Raw genomic sequence first — 24,102 nt, 5'->3', positions numbered from 1 at the left:
ATCGATTTATTATATAACACAGGATTACCTTGTTTCATTACAAAAATAGAGTAAAAACCTATCTTTGCAAGTTCTCAACCTATTAGATTCGCATTTGTTCTGTAAGGTTTAATTGAGTTTTAAAAAAAGTTAAATTTTGTTGTGGTTAAAAAGTTATAGGGTTGAAAAGTAGTAAGGTTACAGAGTTATAAAGTTGTATGGTTATAGGGTTGAAAAACTATATAACTCTATAAACCTATAACTCCACAACCTTACTACTTTTCAACCCTATAACCATACAACCCAAAATTCGTATGGCTAAAGCAATTCCTTCCCGCAGCGAAAATTATTCGGAGTGGTATAACGAGTTAATCAAGAAGGCCGATCTGGCCGAAAATTCAGCCGTGCGCGGTTGTATGGTCATTAAGCCCTATGGGTTTTCGATCTGGGAAAAAATGCAGCGTGCGCTGGATGATATGTTTAAGGAAACAGGACATTCGAACGCCTATTTCCCGCTCTTTATTCCGAAATCGTATTTGAGTAAAGAAGCCTCTCACGTTGAAGGGTTCGCCAAAGAATGTGCGGTGGTAACGCATTATCGGCTCAAAAATGCTGAAGATGGTTCGGGCGTTATTGTTGACCCGGAGGCAAAGCTTGAGGAAGAACTGATTGTTCGGCCAACATCCGAAACTGTAATCTGGAGCACGTATAAAAACTGGATTCAGTCGTATCGCGATTTGCCACTGTTGATCAATCAATGGGCTAACGTAGTACGATGGGAAATGCGGACGCGAATTTTCCTACGTACCGCCGAATTCCTTTGGCAGGAAGGACATACCGCACATGCTACGTCGGAAGAAGCAATTGCTGAAACCCGGCAGATGCTTGATGTGTATGCACAGTTTGCCGAAGAATGGATGGCGGTGCCGGTTGTTAAAGGCGCAAAAACGGCAAATGAGCGATTTGCAGGTGCTGAAGATACGCTTTGTATCGAAGCCATGATGCAGGATGGAAAAGCATTACAGGCCGGTACGTCGCATTTTCTCGGTCAGAATTTCGCCAAAGCGTTTGATGTACAGTTCCTCAATAAACAGAATCAGCTTGATTACGTTTGGGGAACTTCGTGGGGCGTATCGACCCGATTGATGGGGGCGCTTATCATGGCACACTCCGATGATGATGGACTAGTTTTGCCGCCAAAACTGGCCCCAATTCAGGTGGTTATTGTGCCGATTTATCGGAATGAAGAACAACTGGATCTGATTTCAGCTAAAGTAAAACCGTTGGTTCAATCGCTGAAAAAAGTAGGTATTTCGGTGAAATTCGACGACTCAGACGCCAACAAGCCCGGCTGGAAGTTTGCTGAATATGAGTTACGTGGCGTACCGGTTCGGCTAGCCATTGGTGCCCGAGATCTGGAAAATGGAACCGTTGAGATTGCCCGGCGCGATTTGAAAACCAAAGAAACCGTTCCGTTCGATGGACTTACCGAACGAATTCAGGCGTTGCTAGACGATATTCAGCAAACGATTTACGAGAAGGCAAAGGCGTTTCGGCAAGAGAATACATACCGTGTCGATACGTTCGAGCAGTTTAAAGAACAAATCGAGAAAGGTGGTTTCCTGTTGGCACACTGGGATGGTACGTCGGAAACAGAAGATGCAATAAAAGATGCCACTAAAGCGACTATTCGATGCATTCCCTTCGATCAGGAACCAGAAGAAGGCATTTGTGTATTCTCGGGTAATCCTTCTAAAGGTAGGGTAGTATTTGCCCGGGCTTATTAGCGAAAAGGTTTATAAAAGTTAATTAGCGGGGTGTTTATTGTCAGGATAGTTACGTTCTGATAATAAACACCTCGCTAATTATTTTCTCAGCTAGCGCACGGCCAACTCCTGCTGACGTGTTCGTTCCATATACCAGCTCGAAACGGCAAACGTAACGCCACATAAACCAATGAGCCAGATAGCGCCCCACGTACTGAAATAAGACCAGGTTTTTCGGCTCAGTAAATCCATCATAGCCATAAGCATCATACACAACCCAACGGCCATAATAAACGCATTACGTAGTGCCAGCCGATATGCCTGGCGTAAGTCATAAGCACCGTAGGCTTTATTTCGGAACTCGAAAACAATATCATCGAGACTTGCTTCACCCAGTTGCTCAGGGGTCATAGCAAGTTCAACCTGATACGTATCACGCAGGTGTCGAACAGCCGTTACGTTAGCCTGATCAAGTACAGTGTTGAGGGCCGACTCAAATGGTAAACCGACCCACATATAATACTCTACTTCACAGGCAAGATGATCAACGAGCTCATCGACCAATACATCGGTTGAGCCATTCTGGATAAGGTGGTTGTGCAGAATGGCAACTTGTTGCGGACTGAGTTTTTCCATGACGCTTTCAGACGTTTATAGATACCTGTGAGTGATAGTTAATGGCCAGTGGTCAGACTAACTGGAAATTGCATTAGTAAGCGCATATTCTCCATAAAACGCTCAAAATCAGATATTTTTTGTGTAGCCGTTACGTTTCCTTGGGGAGTTAGTGAGTAATATTTTCGTAAGCGCCCTTCAGCTTCTTCTGTTTCTGTAATCAATAAGCCTTCCTGTTCCAGTTTATGCAGAACGGGATATAAAGCCCCGAACGTAAGTACGATTTCGCCATTTGTACGCTCTTTAACGGCCTGCGTAATTTCATAGCCATACATCCGTCCGCGATTGGGCGGCTTCTTTTCGGCCAGTAGCTTCAATACGATGGTTTTTAGCGTACCCCGAAGAAATTCACTACCCGATGTTTCCATACTATATAAAGACGTATTTGTTGAAGAGTTTACTGTGAAGATATATAATTTTCTAATATATACTGAAAAGTATATGTTTTTTACATTTTCCTAGTAGTAAAATTTATGAACGAAACACGCTGGAAGACCTGTTGCTGAAATAAACCAACACTCTAATAACGTAATGATTGCTCAACAACCTGTAATTACAACCGATTTGATTGAGTCGGCGCTTACCTATGAACAGTACGTAGCACTTTCCGCAGAATTGTTGGCTCAGGGACATACTACGTCTGATGCGCCTGCATATAATACGCCCGAAATAGTGGGCTATGCCCGTTTGAATCTGCACCGAATGAGCCGTTTGGATAAATTGACGGTGATAAACGATGAGTTGAAAGAGGCTGTGAATGAGTTAACTGAGTCATTAATATGGGTAGTACTGACCGAATCCTGGTGTGGCGATGCTGCCCAGTCGGTGCCAGTTCTAAATCACGTAGCAAGGTTATCATCTAAAGTGAAAATTCGGTTTTTACTACGTGATAAAAACCCCGACGTAATGAACGCTTATCTGACCAACGGGGGCAAGTCGATTCCGAAGTTGATTTGCTTCCGTGAATCCGATCTGAATAATCCAGTCAGACGTGAACTTGGTACATGGGGCCCTCGCCCTGACGATTTACAACTACGTATGAATGAGTGGAAAACGGAAAATCTTCCATTCACGGAAGCCATAGAACGAGCACAACGGTGGTATAACGACGACCGGACTCAGTCTATTCAGCGTGAACTTTTGGCCCTTGTTAAGAGTTGGTAAAAGTTATCGTACAGCTTAAACTGTACCAGAACTTCCGGTACCTTTACGGCTGCATATCTAATAAAAACAGAAAGCATTATGACACAGGCAAAATCTGGCGATACCGTTCAGGTTCATTATACAGGGACGTTAAACGACGGAACAATTTTTGACTCATCAGAAGGCCGTACCCCACTGGAGTTCACGGTTGGTAGCGGACAGGTCATCAAAGGATTTGATGAAGGTGTGGCAGGTATGAATCAGGGCGAAAAAAAGACAATAAATATACCCGTTGAAGATGCGTATGGTCCTGCAAATGAAGAAATGATTTTTACGTTGAATCGCTCGGATATTCCCGAAGATATTCCGCTTGAGATAGGCTCAACGCTCAATATGCACGAAGATGGGAATCCTCGTCCAATTCCGGTTATTGTGAGGGAGCTGACCGATACCAGCGTTACGCTCGATGCGAACCATCCGTTGGCCGGTCAGGATTTAACGTTTGAGATTGAACTGGTAGGTGTAAAGCCGAATTAAACAAGGCGCAGTAGCGTTTTGGGAACGAAAAAAGGGGAGCAGTAAACCAATATTTTCGCTATGAAGATATTGGTTTACTGCTCCCCTTTTTATTCTACTTTCAGCTTAAGCAATTCATCAAGTTCGCGCAGTGCAGTCTGAACTCCCCGCATGTTTGGACGAGCTACGTAAGATGCCAGAGCAACCATAATAGCCCCTATGTTCAGGGCAAGAGGCAGATTGTTAACGTAGTGAAGACTGGTTCGAGCCTCATTGGTGGCCCGACGAACTTGCTCTGCTACGTCGGATGTATTTGTAAAAGCAGGCCGCACGATACGTGCTTGCAGGTCATGTGCCCTATTGAGCAAGCTGTTCTGATAAGCGTTCAAATCAAGGTGTTGCTCATCGGCCAAGTCCAGCCAGTGCTGCCCCTGAAATTCGTTGAGCGCGCGAGCTAAATTTCGGTAGCCGTTGCTAATGCTGTTGATTTGCTCAAGTGTAAAATCTTCCATACATCCATTGAGAGTCAGAGCCGCTCTGTTCCTGAAATGCCTTTGACTGCCGAGGTTAAGTTACGTCACAAAAATGCAATAGTCGATCTACTTTTGATGGAACGGTTATAATTTGAAAACTACAAGTTGGCAAATCTGGTTAAATAGATTATGATTCTAACACCTCACAGCGTCGGATATGCCTGTATAAACCTCAGTCTTCAGGCTAGCAAAATCACAACAAATCGAGGAATGATCCGTAAGACGTTTACTGAAAAAGGGATCGCTTATTCGTCGGAACTAGCTTTGAAAAATGTACAGGATTTACTGAAAATAGTAGACTGGAATCTCGAAAATGGATTTCGTCTCTTTCGGATTTCGTCCGATCTGTTTCCTTGGGCGTCGGAATATCGGATCGCTGATTTGCCTGATTATCCTGATATTAGGGCTACGCTTGAAGAAATTGGAACCCGGCCAATCCGGCTCACAACCCATCCGGGACCATTTAATCATCTGGCGGGGCAAGGGAAAGTGCTCGACAACACAATCGTTGATCTTGAATATCAATCAGAGCTGTTTGATTTAATGGGACTCAAACCTTCGCACTGGAACAAAATCAATATTCATGCTGGTGGTACGTATGGCGATAAAGTTGCTACGTTGAAACGGTTTGCTCAAAATTTTGGTCTTCTATCGGAAAATCTACGGGCTCGGCTCACGGTCGAAAATGACGATAGGATGAGTTTGTATACAGTAGAAGATCTGGTGATGCTTTATGAATCAATCGGTACGCCTATTGTATTCGATTATTTTCATCATTCGTTAAATCCGGGTATTCAGACAGAAGAAGAAGCCTTTATGACGGCTTATAATACGTGGGATGTACGACCCGTTTTTCACTATTCCGATTCCCGGCAACAGTACGAAGATCCTAAAGCTCGTCGCGAAGCCCATGCCGATTGGCTATACTCTCCAGTTAATACGTATGACAAAGAAGTAGATATTGTTTTTGAGTGTAAGATGAAAGAAAAAGCTGTTATTGAGTTGATAAACAGTTAGTTATCGGCTGTTTTTAAATGTCACTATAAGTTGTGTTGCGGAAATCCGGAACCTTAAAAAATGGTTGTTGAACCAGAAGGGAAATATTAATTACGCTAAAAATGACTACTATTCAACTAACTGATTATGGAAGAGAAACAGCCAGAAAAGAAAGAGGAAAAAGGTGGGTTCTGGGATGCGTTTTTTACCCTGGGGGATGTAATCGACAAAATCTTTAGCTTGTTCAAATTATTTGATTAGGTGGACTATATAGCCTACTGGTCAAGGTTTTTTCTTGATTTCTTCGAGCCGCTCGAAATAAGTTTGGGGGAGTGTACACGTATCGTACCAGTACTGACGAAGATTGCTTAGTAGGTTTTTCCATTCCTGTAGCGAAAATGGTTTAACAAAGTAGGAAGAAGCACCGAGCGTATAGGCTTGTATTATATGTTTCTTATCCGTCATAGACGAGAGGACGACAACCGGAACCAGTCTTCCTAAAGGATGCTCTTTTAGAACCTTCAGAAAATCCAGCCCCGTCCGTGAACCGCCCAGCGATATATCGACGAGAACTAATCGTGGTCCATTCCCAGCCAGATTAAACAGATAAGTTTGTGCATCATCAAAACTTGTTACAGGAATAAACTCTGCTTCTGGAAAACTGGTTGTTGCGGTTCGTTGAAGCACATCAAAGATGTTCAATTCATCTTCTAGCAATAAGATGGTGAATCTGGCTTTTCTTGGATGGGAAGTAATTGACATCTAGACACGTTTTCTCAAAATACTAATAACGGGGAAAAATGTTTATTAGATTTCAATTAGAGTTAGATAATGAGCCGGAATCAACTCAAACAAAAGGGTATATGACTTTGTGGAATATGTTGAGAATGTGTCCGGGCAAGCCGTTAACTTAGCCCTAGATAGCTTAACGCCAGAAGACTAACTATAATCGGCAATAACAGAAAAAAGCACTCAAATCGTTGATTATGAGTGCTTTAATTACTTCTTGCAGAGAGAGAGGGATTCGAACCCCCGGACCTGTTACAGTCTTCGGTTTTCAAGACCGACGCAATCGACCACTCTGCCATCTCTCTTTCTGGGTGCAAATATACAAGCATTTTCACATTTGTCAACATACAACAGGGCAATTTGGGCCAAAAACTGTAGTTTTGTCGTATTCAAAGAGCGAATGAGTATGCGCTCAATTGAGTGAGTCTTGTATGATTTCAGTAGACGCTCAGTTGCTCAGATGCTCATTCCCAATTAGATAACATGGACGCTACTGAATCAATCCCAACCGTTGAGACCGCCCGCAAGCTGGGCTTATTACCCGAAGAATTTGATAAAATTCAGCAAATTCTGGGCCGTCAGCCAAATTTTACTGAGCTAAGTATTTTCTCAGTGATGTGGTCTGAACATTGCTCCTACAAAAACTCAATCATCTGGCTCAAAACGCTACCACGAGATTCTGACCGGATGCTGGCTAAGGCTGGGGAGGAAAATGCTGGATTGGTGGATATTGGCGACGGACTGGCTTGTTCGTTTAAGATTGAATCACATAATCACCCCTCGGCACTTGAGCCGTATCAGGGAGCGGCAACGGGAGTTGGTGGTATCAATCGGGATATTTTTACGATGGGCGCACGTCCAATTGCGCAATTGAATTCATTACGTTTTGGCGACCTGAGTTTAAATAAAACAAAGCGTCTGCTACGTGGCGTTGTAAAAGGAATCGGTGATTATGGTAATGCATTTGGCATTCCAACAGTAGGAGGAGAGATTTACTTTGACGAGTGTTATAATACCAACCCATTGGTCAATGCCTTTTCGGCGGGTATTGTCGAAGTTGGTAACGTAGCAAAAGCAACCAGCTATGGAGTAGGAAACCCTGTGTTTATCGTTGGATCGGCAACTGGGAAAGATGGTATTCACGGCGCTACGTTTGCTTCGGAAGATATTACGGCAGCTTCGACCGAAAAATTACCCGCTGTGCAGGTGGGTGATCCTTTCATGGAAAAACTGCTGTTGGAAGCCACACTCGAAATCATTGCAACGGGGCATGTAATTGGTATTCAGGACATGGGCGCGGCTGGAATTATCTGCTCTACGTCTGAAATGAGTGCTAAAGGTGAACATGGCATGATCATCGACCTCGACAAAGTGCCGACTCGTCAGTTAAATATGGCTCCGTTCGAAATTTTGTTGTCGGAATCGCAGGAGCGGATGCTGGTTGTGATCGAGAAAGGAAAGGAGGACGTTATTCAGGCCATTTTCGATAAATGGGATTTGAATTGCGCGCAAATTGGTGAAGTAACGGATACACAACGACTGCATTTTTACCGTTATGGCGAACTTGTGGCCGACGTACCGGCATACGATTTGGTATTAGGTGGTGGGGCGCCACAGTATCATCGGGAGTACACAGAGCCTGCTTATATCAAGGAATTTGCCAAATTCGATGCTGATGACGTCGAGGATATTGAACTCTCCGACGTAAAGAAAATTGCTGAACACTTGCTTGCGCATCCGAATATCTGTTCGCGTAAATGGGTGTATGAACAATATGATTCAATGGTAGGAACGGCAAACCGTAGCACTAATGCTCCTTCGGATGCTGCGGTTGTTCGGGTAAAAGGTCCGGGTATACCAGCTACTGACAAATCAATCGTCATTACCGTTGATTGTAACAGCCGATACGTGAATGCTGATCCTCGTAAAGGTGCTATGATTGCGGTGGCCGAAGCCTGCCGGAACATCGTTTGTACGGGTGGTGAGCCGTTGGCTGTTACAAATAACCTGAATTTCGGAAATCCCTACGTACCAGAAGTTTACTGGCATTTTGTTGAAGCCGTTCAGGGTATGGGCGAGGCTTGCCGTCGGTTTAGCACCCCAGTTACGGGCGGTAATGTGAGTTTCTACAACCAAAGCTCCGATCATGGCCCGGTTTTCCCGACACCAACCATTGGTATGCTTGGTTTAATGGAAAATCCGGAGCATCAGACAACGCTGAATTTTAAAAATGAAGGCGATTTAATCTACCTCGTTGGCCCATCGACCAACGATATCGCTTCGTCGGAATACTTATACTCGTATCTGGGTATCAAAGCATCGCCTGCACCTGAGTTTGATTTCGACACCGAATGGCATGTGCAGGAAGGTATCAAGACGATGATTCGTCATGGCTGGTTGCAGTCGGCACACGATGTATCAGACGGTGGGTTATTTGTTACGTTGGCTGAGTCGGCAATGGCCGGTGGAAAAGGGTTTCAGATTGCTATTGACACACGTCATCGCACGGATTCGTTTCTGTTTGGCGAAAGCCAGAGTCGGGTTGTTATTTCGATTTCACCAGAACAGCAACAGCATGTACAGGGTTATCTGAACGATACCATTTTGCCATTCCGTCTGCTAGGACACGTAACAGCCGACGGCCTGCAGGTGGACGATACTTTGATTCTCTCCAATGCCGAAGCAAAAGCGTTATACGACAATGCATTAGGCGAAATTATGAAATAATATAAACCCAAAAAAAGACGTAGAATGTATGGCGCCGTGCCAACAGTCTGCGTCTTTTTTGTTTTCAATTGTAGTTGAAAATCACGAATTATGTCTCAGGATTTAGCTTCTATCACGCGCGAAATCTGCCAGATAGCTACCGATGCCGGTGCATTTCTGCTTCAGGAACGGAGTTCATTTCAGCGCGATGCCATCGAATATAAAGGCTTGAATAATCTGGTTTCTTATGTGGATAAGGAGACCGAAAAACGGCTGGTCGATCAACTGAATAAATTATTGCCCGAAGCTGGCTTTATCACCGAAGAAGGCACAACGGGGCAAGAAGCCGATCAACAGGCGCTGAACTGGATAATCGATCCGCTCGATGGTACGGCTAATTTTATTCATGGCCTTCCCGTATTCTCGGTTAGTATAGGACTGGCCGAAGGCAATACGCCTATTGCTGGCGTGGTGTATGATCCCAATCGTAACGAGTGTTTTTCGGCCTGGTCGGGTGGGGGAGCGTATTGCAATGGTTCTAAAATTTCAGTATCGCCAGCTACTACGTTGGGAGAAAGCCTGATTGCAACAGGTTTCCCTTATTACCGATTCGATCAGATGCAGAATTACCTGCAAATTCTGGAATCGTTGATGCAAAAAACGCACGGACTTCGCCGGATGGGGTCTGCGGCTATCGATCTGTCATACGTAGCGTGTGGTCGGTTCGAAGCTTTTTATGAATACAACTTACAGTCTTGGGATATGGCCGCCGGTGTGTTACTCGTTCGGGAAGCGGGTGGTACTGTGACCGATTTCACGGGTGGAAATGAGTTTTTATTCCGGGGCGACGTAGTGGCGAGTTGTGGCGTCCATCCCGAGCTGATTCGTGCGATTCAGGAGTACTGGCCTACGTAGCGTTTTGGCTAAACCGGACTAGCCAGATTTCGAAAATCGGATGATGAATAGATGATGACGTAGCGTAATATTTGCAGCATACCTGATTGATATCTGAAACATAATCCCACTTATTATGCAGGATCTTGAATCGCTTCGTTATCCCATCGGCGATTTTGTTTATGGGAAAACTTATTCCGCTGAGGATACCCAACAACATTTTACAGCTCTGGATGAGCTACCCATTAAACTGACCGAATTGGTTGGAGAATGGGGCGATGATCGACTCGATACGCCATACCGCCCCGGTGGCTGGACAGTACGTCAACTCATACATCACGTGGCCGATAGTCATATGAATGCCTATGTTCGCACGAAGTTGACTCTTACAGAAGACAATCCCACGATCAAGCCTTACGAAGAAGGCGAATGGGCAAAACTGGCTGATAGCCTGCTCGATATAACTCCATCGCTGGTCATTCTCCGAACTATGCATGTGCGCTGGGTTGCTATCTTTAGATCGTTGAGCGAGAGAGACTTCGAAAAAACTTATTTCCACCCCGGCAGTCAACGTTCATTTACACTACGTGAAGTTGTGGCACTGTATGTCTGGCACGGCGAACACCATTACCAGCACGCCTATCGCCTGGCCGAACGGAACGGTTGGAGGTGAAAAAATGTATAATAAGTAATAATGAGGCTGGTAAGTTGTCTGCCATTGTGCATTATTCAATTTCCATTATTCAGTAAAAAGACATGCAGGAACTCATCATTTTACTGGTTTTTGCGGCTGCTTCAGCCTATCTGGGATACCGTATTTATCGGAATTTTTCGAAGAAACAGGCGGGTTGTGGAAAAGGATGTGGTTGTGCTACAGACGCTAACGCGTCTCGTTCGACTAAACGAAGAATAACTGCGTAGACGTTACGTAACATTTTGTTAAGCCGATGGTTTTGTTGATGCAATGAATGCTCAACGAATCATCGGTTTTTTTATTCTCCTCACCATCACGTCTTTACTTGATGGCTGCAAACGTGTGCGACCAGAAGCGCCAGCCGCTGAAGCATTTGAGCCGCCTGTTTTAAGTCCCGTGTCGTACATGGCGGGAAATATTTCGTTTAATATTCGCGACCTGGAGCGGAAAATTAATAATGGACTTCCCACTACGTTGGTTACCGAAGAAACCTTTGAAGGTAAGAAAGGAGAGTCGTGGCGGTTGCGTGTCGAACGTACCGGCCCAATCACAATTCGTTACGAAAACCGACGGGTATTCATGTCGGCTCCTCTTCAGGTTTGGTACACCAATCCAATTGGTCTACGAAAAAGCGAGAAGCGAAAAAGCCGCCCACTATGTGCTTTGGCTGTAAATTTTACTAGTCCGGTTGGAGTAGGGCCCAATTGGCGATTATTGACACAATCGAAATTTGAAGAATATCAGTGGATTGAAAAACCGTCGGTTAAACTATTGGGTATTAAAATCAGCGTTCAGAAAATTGCCGAAAAAATACTGGACAAACGACGGGCCGATATTGAGGATGCTATCGATAAGGCGGTGTATAAGGGGCTCCGGCTCGATAAGGAAGTAGGTAAAATCTGGCGCGATATGCAGAAGCCACTACGTATCAGCCGGGTACCTGAAAACATCTGGTTGCTGCCAAAGCCATTCAGTATTGCTGCCGCTCCAGTTTATGGGAATAAACAACGAATTTCGGTGCCGATTCAGATTGCGTTTCGAGTCGATACGCGCATTGGCCCAGAACCCAAAGTCGATACGTTGGAGCGACTTCCTAAATTATTGCATCGTAATGCGCTGCCCAAAGCGGCACGGCTGGAGGTTCTGGCGTTTATCCCGTATACCGATGTGAATAACGTATTGTCGCGCACACTGGAAAAGGAGAAATTGAACCTAATAGGCGGAAATCTGAAAATTAAAAGTGCAACCATTTACGGGAGTGGCAAGAAATTAATTTTGAAAACAGACGTGGCTGGTGCCGTAAATGGTACGCTTTATTTTCACGGAATGCCAGCTTACGATACGCTGACAAATACGCTACGTATCAAAGATGTTGATTTCGACGTAGAGACGAAGGAACGTTTGTTTCAAACAGCCGACTGGTTGCTTCATGATAATTTGCGTGATACAATTCAGGCGGCTATGGTAGTGCCACTACGTCAACAGATTACCAGTATTCCGGAGAAAATAGAAACGGCATTTTCGAATGCCAAAGCGGGCAAAAAGACCGCCCTCGATATTGATACGTTTCGGCTTGTACCTCAGCGTATTGTAGTACGTCCCGACGGTGTTCAGTTGCTGATTAAAGTACGGTCGAAAATAGCGGTGAAGGTAAAGAAATTGTAAATTGACTATTCGTTTTATTTGGGTGCAACTGATTCAATTTCAGCTAGATAGCTTCTGTGCTACGTAGCGAAGTAACGTAGCACGCTGAAAGTTACTACGTTTAAGTACTACGTTGCTGGATTCCAACGCCAAAGATACTGACAGGCCGTAGTTCGATAAGGTCGCCAGTTATCGGCAATCTGATTGACAACTTTATAAAGTGCCCGACCGGTTAGATTTTGGGTCTGGTCTTCATAAGCCCGAATAACACGCTGACGAATCACTAAATCGTCGATAGGAAATACATCCGGCCGCCCAAGTACGAACATCAATAACATCTCAACTGTCCATCGACCAACGCCCTTTATCGGAGTTAGATATTGGACAATTTCTTCATCGGTCATTCCGTCCAGATACAACCGATCTATAGCGTTTTCTAAAGAGAACGTAGCAACACTCTGCAGGTAGTTAATCTTCTGAGAAGACAGACCGGCGCTACGTAGTTCTTCTGTCGTTTTCAGAAGTAATGCTTCTGCATGGGGGTAATTATCCGGGAAAAGGGCACGGAAACGGGCAAAAATGGCATCAGCCGCCTTCACCGAAATCTGTTGTGAGACAATGCTTTCGAGTAGAGCGAGATAAACATCGTCGGCATAGTTTGTGAAAATTTTAGGCACGGCTGTTTCCGCAATGATGCGGGCCATGACCGGATCTTGCGCTAAATGGGTTAGAATATCGGATTCAGATAGTTGCATTTTTCGCAGTTGAGAGTTCCTGACGAACTATCTTATGAAGATACATCTTTTCCCAACAACCGTTTCATACGGCCAATTATCCGATTGAACAATCACTTGTGTCAATTGAACCAATACTGAGTCGGTACAGGTAAAAGCGAACTATAAGTTTGCATAGGCTTTCGAGACAAACAGTTGCAGAGAGCTAAATCTTCCTCTTTTTCTAAACAACAAAAACAAATGACACGATTAACTACTTTTTGCCTGGCCAACGTAATGATGGCGATAATAGGCACTACTACACTGGTCTCAGCTCAATCTTCTGCCCGTCGGACAACACCATCCAGCCAGACTAAACAAACTACACAAACCCGGCCTTCAGTACGTCAGGCCCCATTAACTCCAGCTAAATCAGTAAGTACTGCTCCGGCTAAACCTGCTCCAGAACAGTCTGCTTCTGTCCAGCCTGCTGTAAGTCAGACAAAAACGGAGCCCGTGACTACGTCAGCTTCACAGGCAGCAGTTCGCCGTCAATCATCAGCACAGCCTGCCCGTAGCGTTTCGAATCGGTCTGTTGGGGCGCGTGCCAAGTACTTGAATTTAGGCATTGGTCTGGCTACGTATTATGGGGGCGGAGTACCCATAGGGCTGTCGTATGAAGCCAGTCTGAAAAGTAACAAGAACTTCTCCGTAGGCGCTTCTCTCGATTACTTCCGGTATAATTACGGATATTATTCGAGCCATTACAATTTCATTTACGCTGGCGCTCGCGCTTCGTATCACCTCGGAGAAGCGTTGAATACACAAAACGATAAATTTGATCCGTATATCGGGGCAACCTTGGGGTTCCGCTACGCTGGTTATAGCGATTCGTATGGTTATGATTATTCCTATGGCAGTAGCTACAATAGTGGTCTATATCTTGGTGTACATCTGGGTTCCCGGTTTATGTTTAGCGATAAAATTGGCGCCTTTGCCGAAGTGGGCTATGGTGTATCGGCTCTAAAATTGGGGCTGACCGCAAAATTTTAACGATTACAAACAATCTGAACAACAAAGAATATGAAAACAACCAGACACATCCGAACAGTTCTCCGTAGCGAGCGGGCCCGCCTGCTGGGTATGGAAACGGTAATTGCTCGCCCAGTGCGACGTACTGCGACGTTCGTAACCAGACGATAGAACAAATTCATAAATGCGTATTTTGGGAAAAGCTCGGCCAAAACCGGGCTTTTCTTGTTACGTCGGTTCTGGAAAACCATATTTTGAATAACTTGCCGCTACGTATAAGTTGCTACGTATTGTAGTGTTTTTGCATGACAGGTTTTTCTTCACTAACGGCAATTATTACCGGAGCCGGACAGGGTATAGGATTTGCAATTGCCCGTGCACTCGTTGAGCAAGGTGCTAACGTAGTAGTAAATGATTTCGATGCTACGTTAGCAAAACAGGCAGTTAGCACCATTCAACAGGAAACCACCGCTAAGCAGGCAGGGCGTTGTGAAGCTTTCCCCGGCGATGCTTCTGACGTAGTGTTTATTCAACAACTGGTCGATTATGCTGTTGAGCAATTTGGCGAGGTCAATCTGGCTATTGCCAATGCCGGAATTACCATTTTCGGCGATATTTTTACCACAACCCCTGAGGCTTTCCAGAAAATTGTTGATTTAAATCTGCGGGGCAGTTTTTTTCTGGCTCAGATAGCCGGTAAGCAGATGCGGGAGCAAGGGCGAGGGGGAAGTGTCCTGTTTATGTCGTCGGTGGTGGGGCATCAGGCGCACCCCGGTTTGCCGGTCTATAGCATGACAAAAGCCGGATTGGAAATGCTGGCGAAACAATTGGTTATTGATTTTTCGCCACTGGGCATCAATGTCAACTCCATCGCACCGGGGGCAACCCTCACCGAGCGAACCTTAGATGACCCAACGTATATACCCATCTGGTCGCGCATTACACCTATGGGCCGCCCAGCTACTGTCGATGATATTACCAATGCTGCATTATTTCTTATAGCCCCGGCATCTCGGCACATTACTGGTCAAAGTCTGGTTGTTGATGGCGGTTGGACAAGTGTAGGTATCCCGCCGAAATAACGTTGACTGATTGAATTGTTGAGTGATTGACTATGTAAATTGACGAAAAGCTTATTCAATCAGTCAACAAATTCAATCATTTTCTCCCCAACGTAATAAGAATTACGCCACCGAGTGAGACTAGGGCACCGAGAAAAGATTGTTGAGAAAAGATTTCACCAGCGAATAGGGAACCTAGCAGCATGGCTACAACCGGATTGACAAAGGCATACGTAGCAACCAATTGAGGAGGTGCGTTTCGGGCAAGCCATGAATACGACGAAAAACCAATGATGCTGCCAAAAATGACGAGGTAAATCATGGAGCCGATGGCTTTGGCTGGGGCATCCAATATACTAAGAGGAGTGACGGGTTCAACCGCCAGACTGAGCAGCAATGTAGCAAATCCACCCACAAGCATTTGAATACCACTCGAAACGGTTGCTGACGGTAACGTAAGTCGGGGCGTCATCAACGTACCGATAGCCCAGGCAAAATTACCCAGAGCAATCAGGCCAGACCCGATTAGTTTTGCATCCATTCCCCCCGCAGCTTGCAATTTATCTGGTTTGACGAGCAGAAAAATACCGATCAGTCCAACGGCCAATCCTGCCAGTGCCAGATTGCTTGGGCGTTTTTTGCCAAATGAGAACCAGTTGAGCGTTAACAGATAAACAGGTAATAACCCCCCTAATAAAGCCGCCATTCCGCTGGGTACATATTGCATCCCTATCGAAAGGCAGCCATTGGAAATAGTAAGCAGTATAATTCCCAGTGTACCCGCAGAACGCCACTCCTGCCAGGTAGGGCGCGACGTACCTGTTAGGCGGGCATAGCTATACAGTAAGATACCTGCCACTATATACCGAGCCCCAACCATATATAAGGGCGGCATTCGCTCGGTCATGAAATGAATAAAGAGGTAAGTGGAACCCCAAAGGATATAGACCGAAACTAAATTTGCCCAAAGTGTGATACGATTGGGCGTTGGAACGAGAGGAGAACTAACGGCTTGCATACAACTGACAACTATTGCTGTTGCTAACGCAAAATTATTGTATTTTTCTCCTATTGTCACTCATTTTTTTGTTCTGGATGAGATAGGTTATGAAAATTATTAGCAAAATTTTATTTGCTAATAATAGTTGGTTAACCAGATGTGTCAGGCTGGTAGATAGTTATGTATTCTGGTTCCGATAAAAAAATGTCGAACTGTAACAGGTACCAGTAGCTATCAGAAGTTGATTAAAGTGCGTCTGGTTTTGATTTTTTTGTGGGGAATAATAGCTTCTTATCGTAAAAAAACGCGCTGTAAGGCGCCCCAGAGCCGCTTTTTGAGATTCTGATCGGCTTCGATAGTGGGGAGGGAGTCGGCCATCAGGAACGTAATACCCTCGAACCGAACGGGCGAGTACCGATCCATCATAATATCCAGATTGAGCCGTTCGAATGGTACGCCGAATGTAATGAAATGATGGATGTGTTTGCCACGTAGCAACTCCGCAAAATTTATGTCCTTTACACCGTGTAGATTAAGTAAATCTACACCATCAACATTGAGGTTTACAGCTTTTAGTATTTTTTCCAGAAAGAGCAGATTGCTTGGGTCCAGTTCTTCATCGGCCAGCAGTAGTACCTTATGATTCAATTGCGGCATACGCGGTTTGGGCTGAATTGGAGGTAGAACAGACGGAACAACAGGGCGAGGTGCAGGCTCTGGCAATGGTTCTGGTACGCTGGCTTGCGCAATAACTATTGACGGAATTGATACGGCTATTTTACGTTCAATCAGTTCTGTTTCTGAGACTGTTACGTTCAATGCAATTGTTTCTAGCGCAGTAGGCAGGTCAGTATCCGTAACGATTGACGTAACGTCGACTTCTGCTACGTCGTCTCCCCACGATTCGCCAGATACCCGGAAAAGCTGATCGGGTTGATAAAGTGTTTGATAAAAATTCTTAACAGACATTTCTTGTATTGTTACGTTTGCGGATGTACTCGACAAAGTAATTGATTAGCGCATGGCCTGCACACACTCAGCTACTTTATCTGTATTAATAACATCGACGCCTACTTTTTTCAGTTGTTTCCAGGCATTCGGATTATCGGGAATTGCCCAGAAACGTATCGGTTTTTTATCGCCGTGTGCCCGTTTAATCACACGCTTAAGCTTTTCGCGGTCAACATCTGACAGTTCGCCCTCGCCATTCCACTGAGAATATAACCGAAAATTATCGCTGATAAGTGCTATATGCTGGAGCGTTTCCTCGTCATAGACTTCGCTGGGTCGCCCATCAAACTGGAGTATTGGGTAATCGAAGAAAACAGGAATTTTAGGCCGATTACCACTGATAACTACCTGAACAGCTTTTGCATTGGCCGCTCGGTTAAATGAAGGCAGATTTTGCTGAAGCAGTTCCACCAGTTTGGGCAGCACATCGGCTGGATTGTCTTTAATATCGACCACCAGCGAGAACGTATAATCCCGGTCGGCACTGGGCTTGCCTTTATGTTGGGTAAATAGAGCCGCAATCGGTTTCAGGTAGAGGGAATCCAGCGTTGGCGCATTGGGTTTTGGCTGGTCATGTGAAACAACTAACGTACCATTTTGAAGCCAGACATCGGCCTCAATAAAATCGGCGCGTTGCTCGTAGGCATCGATAAACGGACGCGGTTTTTCGTAATCGTTGTGCGAATGGATTTTCTGAGCGAAAGTGCTTTGGGAAACTATAGCAAGGAATAGTAAGTGTATAATAAAGGGAATACGTAGCATAATGGAATTGGTTTTAGGATCAGAAGTACTTGTTGTCGAGTTATTTTAAAGCAACCTGATATCGTTAAAATCAGAATAAAAACGAAAGATCAAAAATAGGGTGATTTTTGGTCTGTTGTCTGTAGCGGATTAGATGTTTCCGCAAATTTAGTCGGTAAATTAAACGGCAGAATTTATAATGTCAAATGGCTTGCTGGTCAACTGTTTAGAAATTATATATTATTATTTTACAAATTTTTAACTGAAAAGTTATCAATTCAATATGTGCCAATTTTTTATTTTAAATATACTTGTGGGGGATTTTTATTGTTAACTGTATGGAATATTGTAAACTGATACTTGCAGTCATTTTTCTAGCAAATCATTGTAGTGCACAAACGCAAAAAGGAAATAGGCTCATTAGTGGCTCACTTTCGCTTAATTACAATCGGCAAAAAGAGCCGCTTTTTGATAAACATGCAATTCCCGACAACGTAATAATAAAATGGAATCCAATAGTTAGCGCTACAGCAGGGCGTTTCTGGAAAGATAACTGGCTAATGGGGCTGAGCTTGTCGGGATCTTCTTCAACGTATCACCAGAGTCAGGAGTCAAGTAGTTTTGAATCAACTAATAAATCGTCTCAATCTGCGTTTACTGTTACTCCATTTGTACGTCGCTATTGGGCTGTACAATCGGTTTACCTTTTTGCTGGAGCTGGCTTATCATTAAACAGTTATAGGGCAACCGCTAACGGATTTGTTAGAAATTTAGGAACGATTACAGTGGATGATCAATCGAATTCGGGATTTTCGGTTAATCCGCGTCTGGAAGTTGGGCTAACGTATTTTTTGGCCAATCGGCTAGGAATACAGTTAGTGGCCAGCGCAGATGCATTACCTATCAATGCTGCAGGTGTAAGCGCCGGGCTTATTTACTCAACAGGAAGTGTCCCAAATAATCGTGCATCAGACGAGAGCAATAGTAACCAATTGCAAGCAGGAAAGTGGGTTTTGGAAGGTAGCTTTGGAATGGGAAACGGGCGGGAAAGCCGAACTTCGTCAGCAGGGACGTATGATTATTCAAGCAACTCTCAGCGGTATATGATTAGTCCATCAATTGGTTTTTTTCTTAAAAACAGGAATTTGATAGGTGTTGCGTTGCCATTTACCTATTCAACAACCAATTATAATTCGAAAAATCAACAGGCACGTAGCGACGAGTGGTGGCAGATTGGTATCACCCCCTATTTTCAGCATTATTGGGCAGCGGCTCGATTAACTCCTTACACACGAATAAGTACCGGCTATGTTTATTCGAACAATATAGCTAGCCGTGGCAGTAGTATTAATGCTGGCATAGATGTTGGTCTGGCTTATATGGCGGGGCAACGGTTTAATATCGAAACCTCCCTCGCAAGCGCAAACGTAACCTATGCATGGGATAAATTAACCAGCTCAGAACTCCAACGTAGCAATTGGGGAGCCGGTGTCAAAGGCGGTATTAGCGGAAACATTGCCATTCGTTACGTATTCCAATAGATTTCCTTTTGCTTGCCATTTGGGCCTAATACGCTATTTTTGGCAATAGTAAACTATATATTTACGAATACTCGACAAGTATTTTGGTCATGTTTCGTCATTATATAGAGATTAATGACACTATCTATTTACAATGGGTTTACTACAGGGAAAAGTTGCGTTAATTACGGGAGCATCGCGTGGTATTGGCCGGGCTATGGCTCTGAAATTTGCTAAGGAAGGGGCCACGGTTGCTTTCACGTATTTATCGAGCGTTGAAAAAGGGCAGGCGCTGGAAGAAGAACTTCGGGCATTTGGTGGCCAGGCAAAAGGTTATCGTTCCGATGCGTCGGACTTTCAGGCAGCCGAAGCACTTATTAGTCAGGTGATTACCGATTTCGGGAAGCTCGATGTGCTCATCAACAACGCTGGTATCACGAAAGATGGTTTGCTAATGCGGATGTCGGAAGAACAATGGGACAGCGTTATTACCGTTAATTTAAAGTCGGTGTTTAACCTGACCAAAGCCGCCATCAAACCAATGATGAAAGCAAAAACTGGGTCGATCATCAATCTGACATCTGTGGTTGGTATTCGGGGCAACGCTGGTCAGGCCAATTATGCCGCTTCAAAAGCCGGTATTATTGGCTTTACCAAGTCGGTTGCACTGGAGCTGGGGTCGAGAAATATTCGCTCCAATGCCATTGCTCCCGGTTTTATTGAAACAGAAATGACTGGCGAAATCAACGAAAAAGCCCTCGAAGACTGGAAACAACAGATTCCGATGAAACGTGGTGGCCAACCCGAAGAAGTTGCCGATTGTGCCGTTTTTCTGGCTTCCGACCTCTCCCGCTATATCACCGGACAGGTGCTGCAAGTGGATGGCGGAATGTTAACTTAGTATTAGAAGTGAGGAGCGAGAATCCATCCGGTTGCAATACATTTTGCGCCAGCCATTCTCACTCCTTGCTCCTCGCTCCTTAAAAAAAATGGATTTTATTTTTCAATCCTCACCCTGGTGGATTCTTGTATGCCTGCTCGTAGGAGCAGCGTATGCCTTTGCTATGTATCAGCCTCTGCCGCGCCTGATGGCTGGCGGAGGAAGCACCTCCGTGGGTGGTTTTGATAAACGCACTACGTATGGTTTGGCGGCTTTACGGTTTATAATCGTCAGTTTTTTGTGCTTTCTACTGCTGAATCCGCTGATTCGGAATACACGCACAATCACTGAAAAACCGAAAGTTGTGCTGGCCGTTGATAACTCCGAATCGGTAGCGGCTGCAGGCCGCCCGACGCTCAATCAGGCATTGGCTGGTTTGCAGACGCTACGTCAGCAATTGACCGACAAAGGGCTCGACGTAGCGATACGTACCTTTGGCGATACCGTTGCCGAGGGCAGTAATGACCTGACTCAGATTCCATTTACCGAACGAACAACCGACCTGTCGGGATTGCTTTCTGGAATTCGTTCCGATTATGAAGGCCGTAATCTGACCGACGTAGTGTTGGTGTCGGATGGTATTTTCAACAAAGGGCTTTCGCCCACGTTTGGCCAATATCCATTTGCTGTACAAGCGGTTGGTTTGGGCGATACTGTTGCTAAACGTGATGTTCAGCTTCGGGGTGTAGTAGTTAACCGAATTGCATATCTGGGAAATCAGTTTCCGGTGCAGGCCGAAATAGTCAGTAATGGTTTTCAGGGACGTAGTGCGGTGGTCGTGCTTCGCCAAAACGGTAAAGAGTTGGGCCGCCAATCGATTTCTTTTGGTAAGAATGATACGTTCAATCAGGTAACGTTTAACACGACAGCTACGCAAAAAGGTGTTCAGCACTACGTAGTAGAAGTGTTGCCACAAACCGGCGAATTCAGCACCCGTAACAACAAGCAGGATGTGTATCTGGACGTAATCGATGGAAAAGAAAAGGTGCTCTTATTGGCACTCGCTCCGCATCCAGACATTAAAGCGATCCGAACTATTCTGGAACGAAACCAGAACTACGAGCTTGATATTCGCATGCTGACCGGCACCCCTGCCGATGCTCCGCCAGTACCTGACAAAGTATACGATCTGCTGATTCTGCACCAGATTCCAGATAATGGTAGTGTAGGCAATACGTTGGTTCAGAAATATTTAGCTCGAAATACACCTACGTTGTTCATTTTGGGTAACCAATCGGCAGTTGGGCCATTCAATACGTCGAATTCGGTGATGCAGATTGCCGTTCAGGCCAATCAGAGCGATAAAGTGACAGGGGCATTTAATCCGGAATTTAAACAACTGAATCTGGATGCCGATAAATTAGCTATTCTCTCGAAATTTCCGCCTTTACTGGCTCCTTATGGCGAATTCAAATTACAGCCGGGCAGCGAGGTAGTGCTTTGGCAACAGGTTGGAAGTGTCCGTACAACCAAGCCACTATTGGCACTGAACGTAACAAGCCCGCGCAAAACGGCGGTACTGGCAGGTGAAGGACTCTGGGGCTGGCGACTGGAAGAGTTTGCGTTGACCGATAAGCAGGACGTAGTAGACGAACTCTTTCAGAAGGTTATTCAATTGATTTCGGTGAAGGAAGATCGACGCAAGCTGCGTGTGTATCCGATTCGGAATGAGTTTGTAGCAGGCGAGAAAGTGATTTTTGAAACGGAGATGTATAACGACATTTACGAAGAGGTGTTCGATAAACCTGTTCGGTTGGAAATCGCTGATGAAAAAGGTATTACCCGTTCGTATAATTACACGCCAACCGCCACCAATCGCCGTTTCGAAATCAGTCGTTTGCCCGAAGGAGCGTATCGGTTCAAAGCTACGGCCAGCATAAATAACCGTTCCGAACAATCGTCGGGGCAGTTTGTGGTTCGTGATCTTCAACTTGAAGCCATCAATACTACCGCCGATCATGGAATGCTACGTCAACTAGCGCAACAGTCTGGTGGACAGTTTTATACGGCTAATCGTATCAATGATTTAGTACGTAATCTGGGCACCCGTTCAATTCCGGCACGGCTGACAAGTACAGAGGAAATGAATGAACTGATTAACTGGCGCTGGCTATTTTTTCTGGTGCTCACATTGGCCGCCGTCGAGTGGGGTCTTCGGAAGTTCTACGGTGGATACTAGGCTCAACGCATTACAAAAGATTAACGCAGTTATGCCGTTCAGCACTTGTCCACTCAATACTACGTAGTGTTTAATACGTTACCTGTGTCTGATTGGCTTCAAGTTGTTTGATCTGTGATGCATAAGGACTATTCATCGCTTCACGGCCAAAAAGCGGGTTGCTACCGATATATAGTTTCCGGAGATTTTTTATCGACAACACAACCGATGGGAATTCCTGTAAGTTGTTATTATTCAGCGATAATTCGTCAAGCGATGGTAGAGAGCTAAGTACGTTCGGTACAACAGTATACCAGTTGTAACCCAGATCAAGAACACGCAACTGTTGAAGCCGTTGAAAAGAGGTTGGTAATTGGCTTAAACGGTTATGATGAGCGTATAACACCTGAAGTCGGCGGAGTTTCGATAAAGACGTGGGTAATTCTTTCAGATCGTTATGGGCAACCGCCAATTGTTCCAGCCGTTTCATCCGCCCAAGTTGAGGAGGAAGCACAGTCAATTTGTTGTAGTATAAGTCAAGGACTTTAACGTGTTTGAGCCGTTTGATAGTTTTAGGAATGGTCGTTAATTCTGCATTGTATAAGTTCAAATCATTTAGGCTTCTCATCCGACGTAACGTTCTGACATCAAGCTCTTTCAGTTTATTATTGCCCATCCAAAGACTTTCTAGCCGACGATTCTGACGAACAGATTCCGGGATTTTGGTCAGTTTGTTACCCTGCAAATTGAGCGATTGAAGGTGTTTATTTCGAGTAATAAATACACTGTCGTTGGGTATTACGTTGTACAGTACGCTTAGGCGTTTCAGAGTGGGAATGTCGGAGGTAAGACGGGCTGGAAGTTCGTGGAGCGCATTTTTAGATAAATCTAGTTCCTCCAGATTTGGGAAACGATAAACAATTTCGGGAACAGCCGTTAAATCCAATTGGTTAAAGGCGAGCATCTTTACCGTGTCGGGGCGGGTTGTGCTCTCAGCGGCTTTGATCGTACTGATGATGCCTTTTCCTTTACGAACGGTGCGGGGAGCAGCATACGTTTTACCGTACTGCATCATGGTCATAACCCGGAAAGCAACAGATCCGGTAGCTGGGTAGGGTGTAGTTGCATAGAATTCATGAAAACACGTTTTCATGGGTGAGAGTATGGAATCCGGAAGCGGCCGATCTGTACTTAAAAAAGCCCAGTTTATGACTCCATCGGGTCCATAATATTCATATACCATTACGCTAAAGCCTTTTTGCGGTACGTCAGTACGTTTTTTCATAAAAGCCTCCAATTGTTTATGGCGTTCGCGCATGGCATCAAAGGCTCCCTTGGGCTGCTTTTTGAGAAGTTCGGTCAACGGGGTGTGCTTTTTGTCCAGTGCTGATAGACTTACCTGATAGGCAGCCGTATCGCGCAGAAGCACTACGTTCACCTGAGCTTGTACCGTAAGCGAAAAGAGCGTAAATACCAGAAAAAATAAGGGCCTTTTCATAGAAACGTAATTTTTAGGTAAATAACGATATTTATAGTTTTAAAATATAAAAAAGAACCGGAATTCACCGGATTTAGGGATTAAGCAGATTTT

The 24,102-nt window shown here is 44.9% G+C and carries 23 protein-coding genes and 1 tRNA gene; 14 read left to right on the top strand and 10 right to left on the bottom strand.

Going from position 1 to position 24,102, the window contains the following annotated elements; all coding sequences use genetic code 11:
- Positions 1 to 293 precede the first annotated feature (293 nt).
- Positions 294 to 1,766: a proline--tRNA ligase gene (gene proS / locus ACYVD4_RS08405; protein WP_460944367.1), complete on the top strand. Its 1,473-nt coding sequence runs from the start codon at positions 294 to 296 to the stop codon at positions 1,764 to 1,766.
- A gap of 90 nt (positions 1,767 to 1,856) precedes the next feature.
- On the opposite strand, the gene ACYVD4_RS08400 is transcribed toward proS, so the two are convergent.
- Together ACYVD4_RS08400 and ACYVD4_RS08395 are read right to left on the bottom strand one after the other, a co-directional pair.
- Positions 1,857 to 2,381, bottom strand: coding sequence for a hypothetical protein (locus ACYVD4_RS08400; protein WP_460944365.1), 525 nt, complete (start codon positions 2,379 to 2,381; stop codon positions 1,857 to 1,859).
- 38 nt (positions 2,382 to 2,419) lie between these two features.
- Complete coding sequence (locus ACYVD4_RS08395) at positions 2,420 to 2,788, bottom strand: PadR family transcriptional regulator (RefSeq protein WP_460944363.1); 369 nt, start codon at positions 2,786 to 2,788, stop codon at positions 2,420 to 2,422.
- Positions 2,789 to 2,951: 163 nt separating this feature from the next.
- On the opposite strand from ACYVD4_RS08395, the gene ACYVD4_RS08390 reads away from it, so the two are divergent.
- Together ACYVD4_RS08390 and ACYVD4_RS08385 are read left to right on the top strand one after the other, a co-directional pair.
- On the top strand, positions 2,952 to 3,584 hold the full coding sequence (locus ACYVD4_RS08390) for a thioredoxin family protein (RefSeq protein WP_460944361.1): 633 nt from the start codon (positions 2,952 to 2,954) through the stop codon (positions 3,582 to 3,584).
- Positions 3,585 to 3,662: 78 nt separating this feature from the next.
- A complete protein-coding gene (locus tag ACYVD4_RS08385) occupies positions 3,663 to 4,100 on the top strand; it encodes an FKBP-type peptidyl-prolyl cis-trans isomerase (RefSeq protein WP_460944359.1) in 438 nt (145 codons plus the stop codon).
- Between the two features lie 89 nt (positions 4,101 to 4,189).
- Here the strand turns inward: ACYVD4_RS08385 and ACYVD4_RS08380 are convergent, their stop codons facing one another.
- Positions 4,190 to 4,591, bottom strand: coding sequence for a hypothetical protein (locus ACYVD4_RS08380; protein WP_460944357.1), 402 nt, complete (start codon positions 4,589 to 4,591; stop codon positions 4,190 to 4,192).
- 150 nt (positions 4,592 to 4,741) lie between these two features.
- Between ACYVD4_RS08380 and uvsE the strand changes: the two genes are divergently transcribed.
- Positions 4,742 to 5,629 (top strand): UV DNA damage repair endonuclease UvsE, encoded by an 888-nt coding sequence (gene uvsE, locus ACYVD4_RS08375; protein WP_460944355.1) that lies wholly within the window; start codon positions 4,742 to 4,744, stop codon positions 5,627 to 5,629.
- 261 nt (positions 5,630 to 5,890) lie between these two features.
- Here the strand turns inward: uvsE and ACYVD4_RS08370 are convergent, their stop codons facing one another.
- Positions 5,891 to 6,370, bottom strand: coding sequence for a response regulator (locus ACYVD4_RS08370; protein WP_460944353.1), 480 nt, complete (start codon positions 6,368 to 6,370; stop codon positions 5,891 to 5,893).
- 247 nt (positions 6,371 to 6,617) lie between these two features.
- Positions 6,618 to 6,702: transfer RNA gene (locus ACYVD4_RS08365), tRNA-Ser, on the bottom strand.
- Positions 6,703 to 6,880: 178 nt separating this feature from the next.
- Here ACYVD4_RS08365 and purL point away from each other — a divergent pair.
- The 5 genes from purL to ACYVD4_RS08340 all read left to right on the top strand — a co-directional run bounded on the left by purL (position 6,881) and on the right by ACYVD4_RS08340 (position 12,356).
- Complete coding sequence (gene purL, locus ACYVD4_RS08360; RefSeq protein ID WP_460944351.1) at positions 6,881 to 9,124, top strand: phosphoribosylformylglycinamidine synthase subunit PurL; 2,244 nt, start codon at positions 6,881 to 6,883, stop codon at positions 9,122 to 9,124.
- Between the two features lie 90 nt (positions 9,125 to 9,214).
- Positions 9,215 to 10,018, top strand: a complete 804-nt coding sequence (locus ACYVD4_RS08355) for an inositol monophosphatase family protein (RefSeq protein ID WP_460944349.1) — start codon at positions 9,215 to 9,217, stop codon at positions 10,016 to 10,018.
- A gap of 115 nt (positions 10,019 to 10,133) precedes the next feature.
- Positions 10,134 to 10,670, top strand: coding sequence for a YfiT family bacillithiol transferase (locus ACYVD4_RS08350; protein WP_460944347.1), 537 nt, complete (start codon positions 10,134 to 10,136; stop codon positions 10,668 to 10,670).
- 83 nt (positions 10,671 to 10,753) lie between these two features.
- Positions 10,754 to 10,918, top strand: a complete 165-nt coding sequence (locus tag ACYVD4_RS08345; protein WP_460944345.1) for a FeoB-associated Cys-rich membrane protein — start codon at positions 10,754 to 10,756, stop codon at positions 10,916 to 10,918.
- A gap of 43 nt (positions 10,919 to 10,961) precedes the next feature.
- Positions 10,962 to 12,356 (top strand): DUF4403 family protein, encoded by a 1,395-nt coding sequence (locus ACYVD4_RS08340; protein WP_460944343.1) that lies wholly within the window; start codon positions 10,962 to 10,964, stop codon positions 12,354 to 12,356.
- 107 nt (positions 12,357 to 12,463) lie between these two features.
- Here ACYVD4_RS08340 and ACYVD4_RS08335 read toward each other — a convergent pair whose 3' ends face one another.
- On the bottom strand, positions 12,464 to 13,090 hold the full coding sequence (locus tag ACYVD4_RS08335) for a DNA-3-methyladenine glycosylase family protein (RefSeq protein ID WP_460944341.1): 627 nt from the start codon (positions 13,088 to 13,090) through the stop codon (positions 12,464 to 12,466).
- Between the two features lie 219 nt (positions 13,091 to 13,309).
- On the opposite strand from ACYVD4_RS08335, the gene ACYVD4_RS08330 reads away from it, so the two are divergent.
- The gene (locus ACYVD4_RS08330) at positions 13,310 to 14,101 is read left to right on the top strand and encodes a hypothetical protein (protein ID WP_460944339.1); all 792 of its coding nucleotides are present in this window, start codon (positions 13,310 to 13,312) and stop codon (positions 14,099 to 14,101) included.
- Positions 14,102 to 14,385: 284 nt separating this feature from the next.
- Complete coding sequence (locus ACYVD4_RS08325; protein WP_460944337.1) at positions 14,386 to 15,162, top strand: SDR family NAD(P)-dependent oxidoreductase; 777 nt, start codon at positions 14,386 to 14,388, stop codon at positions 15,160 to 15,162.
- A 76-nt stretch (positions 15,163 to 15,238) separates the two neighbouring features.
- On the opposite strand, the gene ACYVD4_RS08320 is transcribed toward ACYVD4_RS08325, so the two are convergent.
- The 3 genes from ACYVD4_RS08320 to ACYVD4_RS08310 form a co-directional block, all read right to left on the bottom strand.
- Positions 15,239 to 16,159, bottom strand: coding sequence for an EamA family transporter (locus tag ACYVD4_RS08320; RefSeq protein WP_460944335.1), 921 nt, complete (start codon positions 16,157 to 16,159; stop codon positions 15,239 to 15,241).
- A 273-nt stretch (positions 16,160 to 16,432) separates the two neighbouring features.
- Positions 16,433 to 17,110 carry a hypothetical protein gene (locus ACYVD4_RS08315; protein ID WP_460944333.1) on the bottom strand — a complete coding sequence of 226 codons (678 nt, stop codon included), beginning with the start codon at positions 17,108 to 17,110 and terminating at the stop codon, positions 16,433 to 16,435.
- Positions 17,111 to 17,155: 45 nt separating this feature from the next.
- Complete coding sequence (locus tag ACYVD4_RS08310; RefSeq protein WP_460944331.1) at positions 17,156 to 17,914, bottom strand: phosphatidylinositol-specific phospholipase C/glycerophosphodiester phosphodiesterase family protein; 759 nt, start codon at positions 17,912 to 17,914, stop codon at positions 17,156 to 17,158.
- Between the two features lie 317 nt (positions 17,915 to 18,231).
- Here ACYVD4_RS08310 and ACYVD4_RS08305 point away from each other — a divergent pair, with 317 nt between their 5' ends.
- The 3 genes from ACYVD4_RS08305 to ACYVD4_RS08295 all read left to right on the top strand — a co-directional run bounded on the left by ACYVD4_RS08305 (position 18,232) and on the right by ACYVD4_RS08295 (position 22,532).
- Positions 18,232 to 19,434 (top strand): hypothetical protein, encoded by a 1,203-nt coding sequence (locus ACYVD4_RS08305; protein WP_460944329.1) that lies wholly within the window; start codon positions 18,232 to 18,234, stop codon positions 19,432 to 19,434.
- 133 nt (positions 19,435 to 19,567) lie between these two features.
- Complete coding sequence (gene fabG, locus ACYVD4_RS08300; protein WP_460944327.1) at positions 19,568 to 20,314, top strand: 3-oxoacyl-[acyl-carrier-protein] reductase; 747 nt, start codon at positions 19,568 to 19,570, stop codon at positions 20,312 to 20,314.
- Positions 20,315 to 20,402: 88 nt separating this feature from the next.
- Positions 20,403 to 22,532, top strand: coding sequence for a VWA domain-containing protein (locus ACYVD4_RS08295; protein WP_460944325.1), 2,130 nt, complete (start codon positions 20,403 to 20,405; stop codon positions 22,530 to 22,532).
- Between the two features lie 70 nt (positions 22,533 to 22,602).
- Here the strand turns inward: ACYVD4_RS08295 and ACYVD4_RS08290 are convergent, their stop codons facing one another.
- A complete protein-coding gene (locus tag ACYVD4_RS08290) occupies positions 22,603 to 24,009 on the bottom strand; it encodes a leucine-rich repeat domain-containing protein (protein ID WP_460944323.1) in 1,407 nt (468 codons plus the stop codon).
- Positions 24,010 to 24,102 lie beyond the last annotated feature (93 nt).

The organism is Spirosoma daeguense, assembly GCF_054776875.1.
Note: the sequence above shows the minus strand (reverse complement) of the source record. Positions and strands in the feature narration are given on the sequence as shown.

Excerpts from the sequence above, each read along its gene's own strand:
- fabG (WP_460944327.1), top strand. The coding sequence starts at position 19,568 with ATGGGTTTACTACAGGGAAAAGTTGCGTTAATTACGGGAGCATCGCGT.
- ACYVD4_RS08390 (WP_460944361.1), top strand. The coding sequence starts at position 2,952 with ATGATTGCTCAACAACCTGTAATTACAACCGATTTGATTGAGTCGGCG.
- ACYVD4_RS08315 (WP_460944333.1), bottom strand. The coding sequence starts at position 17,110 with ATGTCTGTTAAGAATTTTTATCAAACACTTTATCAACCCGATCAGCTT.
- ACYVD4_RS08320 (WP_460944335.1), bottom strand. The coding sequence starts at position 16,159 with ATGCAAGCCGTTAGTTCTCCTCTCGTTCCAACGCCCAATCGTATCACA.
- ACYVD4_RS08305 (WP_460944329.1), top strand. The coding sequence starts at position 18,232 with ATGGAATATTGTAAACTGATACTTGCAGTCATTTTTCTAGCAAATCAT.
- ACYVD4_RS08330 (WP_460944339.1), top strand. The coding sequence starts at position 13,310 with ATGACACGATTAACTACTTTTTGCCTGGCCAACGTAATGATGGCGATA.
- ACYVD4_RS08400 (WP_460944365.1), bottom strand. The coding sequence starts at position 2,381 with ATGGAAAAACTCAGTCCGCAACAAGTTGCCATTCTGCACAACCACCTT.
- ACYVD4_RS08380 (WP_460944357.1), bottom strand. The coding sequence starts at position 4,591 with ATGGAAGATTTTACACTTGAGCAAATCAACAGCATTAGCAACGGCTAC.
- ACYVD4_RS08350 (WP_460944347.1), top strand. The coding sequence starts at position 10,134 with ATGCAGGATCTTGAATCGCTTCGTTATCCCATCGGCGATTTTGTTTAT.
- ACYVD4_RS08325 (WP_460944337.1), top strand. The coding sequence starts at position 14,386 with ATGACAGGTTTTTCTTCACTAACGGCAATTATTACCGGAGCCGGACAG.
- ACYVD4_RS08290 (WP_460944323.1), bottom strand. The coding sequence starts at position 24,009 with ATGAAAAGGCCCTTATTTTTTCTGGTATTTACGCTCTTTTCGCTTACG.
- proS (WP_460944367.1), top strand. The coding sequence starts at position 294 with ATGGCTAAAGCAATTCCTTCCCGCAGCGAAAATTATTCGGAGTGGTAT.
- ACYVD4_RS08370 (WP_460944353.1), bottom strand. The coding sequence starts at position 6,370 with ATGTCAATTACTTCCCATCCAAGAAAAGCCAGATTCACCATCTTATTG.
- ACYVD4_RS08335 (WP_460944341.1), bottom strand. The coding sequence starts at position 13,090 with ATGCAACTATCTGAATCCGATATTCTAACCCATTTAGCGCAAGATCCG.
- uvsE (WP_460944355.1), top strand. The coding sequence starts at position 4,742 with ATGATTCTAACACCTCACAGCGTCGGATATGCCTGTATAAACCTCAGT.
- ACYVD4_RS08385 (WP_460944359.1), top strand. The coding sequence starts at position 3,663 with ATGACACAGGCAAAATCTGGCGATACCGTTCAGGTTCATTATACAGGG.
- purL (WP_460944351.1), top strand. The coding sequence starts at position 6,881 with ATGGACGCTACTGAATCAATCCCAACCGTTGAGACCGCCCGCAAGCTG.
- ACYVD4_RS08310 (WP_460944331.1), bottom strand. The coding sequence starts at position 17,914 with ATGCTACGTATTCCCTTTATTATACACTTACTATTCCTTGCTATAGTT.
- ACYVD4_RS08340 (WP_460944343.1), top strand. The coding sequence starts at position 10,962 with ATGAATGCTCAACGAATCATCGGTTTTTTTATTCTCCTCACCATCACG.
- ACYVD4_RS08295 (WP_460944325.1), top strand. The coding sequence starts at position 20,403 with ATGGATTTTATTTTTCAATCCTCACCCTGGTGGATTCTTGTATGCCTG.
- ACYVD4_RS08345 (WP_460944345.1), top strand. The coding sequence starts at position 10,754 with ATGCAGGAACTCATCATTTTACTGGTTTTTGCGGCTGCTTCAGCCTAT.
- ACYVD4_RS08395 (WP_460944363.1), bottom strand. The coding sequence starts at position 2,788 with ATGGAAACATCGGGTAGTGAATTTCTTCGGGGTACGCTAAAAACCATC.
- ACYVD4_RS08355 (WP_460944349.1), top strand. The coding sequence starts at position 9,215 with ATGTCTCAGGATTTAGCTTCTATCACGCGCGAAATCTGCCAGATAGCT.